This window comes from Salinibacter sp. (assembly GCF_036626415.1).
In the GTDB taxonomy this organism is placed as follows: domain Bacteria; phylum Bacteroidota; class Rhodothermia; order Rhodothermales; family Salinibacteraceae; genus Salinibacter.
Map to the genome: position 1 here is coordinate 1 of NZ_JAZKRW010000214.1, position 3,275 is coordinate 3,275.

Genomic DNA, 3,275 nt, shown 5'->3' on the forward strand with positions numbered 1-3,275 from the left:
GTCGGCTACCGGTCGGCGGGCGTGGTGCAGGCGCTGCAGAGGCAGGGCTTTTCCCAGGTGTACAACCTGGAGGGGTCCATCTTTCGCTGGGCAAACGAAGGGCGACCGGTTGTCCGGGACGGCGAACAGGTCTCCGCAGTGCACCCCTACGACGCGACCTGGGGCCGGCTGCTGACGGATTCCCTGCGGGCCGATCAGCCATCCGAAGACGCGGCCCTCCACCCGTGAACGGCCCCACGGCGAGCGACCTAGCGCCAGGACCGAGACCCTTCGACGCAAGAAATCGGGACTGGTTGAAATTGCAATAACGGAATCTGCCGGTGTGATTTCCGACCCGGCGCTTATCGTAGTGACGGCGCGGGGAACCCGCGCCAACGTCGGACGCCAGAGCCCGCCGCATGCAACCTACGCGGGTCGTGCCTCCGACAGCCGACCGGCCAGTTCGCCGGACGGATGATGCACCTCGGCGTCCTCGGGCAGGGCGCGGACCAGCTTCTCGACCAGGTCGTCCCCGTTCCGAAGCTTCCGGGAAAACGTCAGGGCAGGGTTCGACTCCGACGACGTGTAAACCTCGACCGTCATTCCGCCCACAAACAGACGGCGGATCTCCCGGAATCGCACCTCCGCGTCGGATTGCAGCGGCCGTTCTTGTCGGAGTCGATCCTCGGTCAGCCGGATTGTAGCGAGAAGTTCTCCGACCGACCGATGCCCGTTCACCAAGACGAGCACTAGGAGAAGCAGCGACGGGACCCAGTCCAGTGTCGGCGTCCCCGTCAGCGCCGCCCACAGAACAGCAGCGGCCAGAATGGGGATCCCTCCGACCAACATGTAGGCCAAACGTCGGAAAATCGGCCCGTGTGTGTAGGCGTTGGCCCCGGTGCCTTCGGCGTCCGGCCCGTCGGTTGTGCGTGCTGCGCTAGAAGAGGATGCCACGGCGTGTTCATCTCGTTTGTCCCAAGTGTGCGCGACGGAAATCCCCCGAGCTCTGCAGTCGGTGCGTCCCAGGCTACTGTGCTGAATCCGGCGGGGTCGGGCGCATGACCCCGTTCCCGTCCCGCCGGAGCGGATGGTCGTGCTCGGGCAGAGGGGCGCCGGGCGCCTCCTCCATCGTCACGCCGTGCTCCCAGCCGGGCGGGCAGATGGCGACGTAGCGGGCGTAGCCCCCGGTCCCTCCCTCCGGTTTGGCAAACCCGATGGCGATCAGGGCCCCCTGCTCCGGCACCTTGTCGAGGTTCGTCACGCCCTCGGCCTGCGCGTAGTTGTTGTTGAGGATCCAGTCCTCCGTGACGAGGCCCGCGGTGGTATCCGTGTCGAGCGGTTCGTGGCCGTGGAAGAGAATGTCCTTCTCCTCGTGGAGGTACTTCGCCGTCTCCAGGGCCACGCCGGGGAACGGCGCCTGGTTGTAGCGGTCCGGCTCGGTCGCCCACCGCTCGTGCCAGTCGGACCGAAACATCACCACCGCCCCGTCGGGAATCTCTCCGTGCGCCGCCTCCCAGGCCTTCACGTCGGCCACCTTGGCGTGGTAGCCCGGGTCTTCGGCGACCTTCTCGTGCACGTCCACCACCACGAGCGGCCGCACCGCGTAGGTGGGCGGCAGGTCGCTGATCGTGGCGCCGCGCTCGTTCCAGTGGGCCGGCGGGTCGAGCTGCGTGCCGTACTGGTCGGTCGGCAGCACGTAGGAGGTGGCCACGAAGCCGTGCTCGTCGTAGGTATAGGTCTCCCCTTCCTCCACGTACCCCGGGATGGCGTTGCCCGCGGCGGTGGCCTGAAACTCAGCGTTGTTGAACCCGGGCCAGACGGGACTCGTGGGCGCGAAGGCGAACGTGAGGTCCACGTACTTCGCTCCTTTCAGGTGATGCTGGTACATGGCCCAAAGGCCGTGGTCCTGGGCCTGCACAGGGCCCACCAGGACGAACGCCAGCAGAAACAGCCAGAAGCAACGGGGGACACGACGCATCGGTGAGGCAGGTAGGGATGGGGGAAACAGAGGATGAGGATCTACAGATCTTAACGTAGTCCTCACGCTGCACGGGGTCAATCCCCCGGTCTCCCGCGGCCACGGGCTCACCAGGCGACAAAGAAAACCCCTCGGCCTCCAAGAGAAGCCGAGGGGAAATATCCGGAAACGGCCTGCCCGGGAGGATTCGAACCCCCGGCCTCAGCCACCGCAAGGCTGCGCTCTGTCCAACTGAGCTACGGGCAGGTGTGGTGTACGCGCTCCGTCTTTTTTGCAAAGCGCAATATACACACGCTCCGCAAAGCACAAAAGATCCTCTCGTCGGCGTTCTTACGAAGTGTTCACGCCGGCGCTACGTCGACGGGGGCCCCACGTCCGGGTCGGCGAGCGCCGCCTCGGGATCGAGGTGAAAAAAGTGGTTCGTGGGGCCGCGCCCCGCGCCGAGCGGCAGGGCGTGACGGATGGCCCCGGTCACGTACCGCTTCGCCCGGTCAACGGCCGCCCCCAGGTCGTGCCCCTGTGCCAGGTGGGCGGCGATGGCCGAGGCGTAGGTGCAGCCGGTGCCGTGGGTGTGCTTCGTGTCGATTTTCGGGGCCCGGAAGCGCCGTGTCGTGTCGCCGTCGGCGAGCACGTCGACGGCCTCCTCGGTGCCGGACAGGTGCCCGCCTTTGACGAGCACGGCATCCGGCCCGCGGTCGAGCAGCGCGGCCGCGGCCGTCTGCAGGTCCTCCGGCGTGTCGATGTCCACGTCGGTCAAATGCTCGGCCTCGTGGACGTTGGGGGTGACCACGGTCGCCAAAGGAAGGAGGTCATTAACCAATGTATCGATGGCGTCGTCCTGCAGGAGCTTGAAGCCGGTTTTTGAGATCATGACCGGGTCGACGACGAACGGGCGCAGGTCGTGGGCCGCGACGCGGTCGGCCACCGCCTCGATAATGTCGGGGGCCGAGAGCATTCCGGTCTTCGCCGCCTGGACGTCCATGTCGGTGGCCACGGCGTCGATCTGAGCGGCGACGAGCGACGGCGGCAGGTCGTGCGCCCGCGCCACTTCCTCCGTGTTCTGCGCCGTGATTGCCGCGAGGGCGGACGCGCCGAAGACGCCGTTGGCCTCCATGGCCTTCAGGTCGGCCTGGATGCCGGCCCCACCGCCCGAGTCGCTTCCGGCGATGGTGAGAGCTACTGGTTTTGTGGGCATGACCGAATTGGAAGGGGAGAATGAAACGGACCGACCGATGGGATCAGGCATGTTCGGCGAGGGCGCGCAGGTAGGCGCGGGCCGCCGCCCGGGGCGTCTCTACGTTCATGATGCCAGAAAGCA

4 protein-coding genes and 1 tRNA gene are annotated in these 3,275 nt (G+C 66.9%); 1 reads left to right on the forward strand and 4 read right to left on the reverse strand.

Features of this window, described 5'->3' with window-relative positions; translation table 11 throughout:
• Nucleotides 1-228 (forward strand): rhodanese-like domain-containing protein (locus V5A20_RS13775; protein WP_332327616.1); only part of this gene is annotated, 228 nt, incomplete at its 5' end.
• 177 nt (nt 229-405) lie between these two features.
• Here V5A20_RS13775 and V5A20_RS13780 read toward each other — a convergent pair.
• The 4 genes from V5A20_RS13780 to thiD all read right to left on the reverse strand — a co-directional run bounded on the left by V5A20_RS13780 (nt 406) and on the right by thiD (nt 3,152).
• Nucleotides 406-933, reverse strand: a complete 528-nt coding sequence (locus V5A20_RS13780; protein ID WP_332327617.1) for a hypothetical protein — start codon at nt 931-933, stop codon at nt 406-408.
• Between the two features lie 73 nt (nt 934-1,006).
• Entirely contained in the window at nt 1,007-1,957 is a 951-nt protein-coding gene (locus V5A20_RS13785) for a cyclase family protein (protein WP_332327618.1), read from the reverse strand.
• A gap of 172 nt (nt 1,958-2,129) precedes the next feature.
• Nucleotides 2,130-2,203, reverse strand: a tRNA-Arg gene (locus V5A20_RS13790).
• A gap of 106 nt (nt 2,204-2,309) precedes the next feature.
• Nucleotides 2,310-3,152, reverse strand: coding sequence for a bifunctional hydroxymethylpyrimidine kinase/phosphomethylpyrimidine kinase (thiD, locus tag V5A20_RS13795; RefSeq protein WP_332327619.1), 843 nt, complete (start codon nt 3,150-3,152; stop codon nt 2,310-2,312).
• Nucleotides 3,153-3,275: the final 123 nt, after the last annotated feature.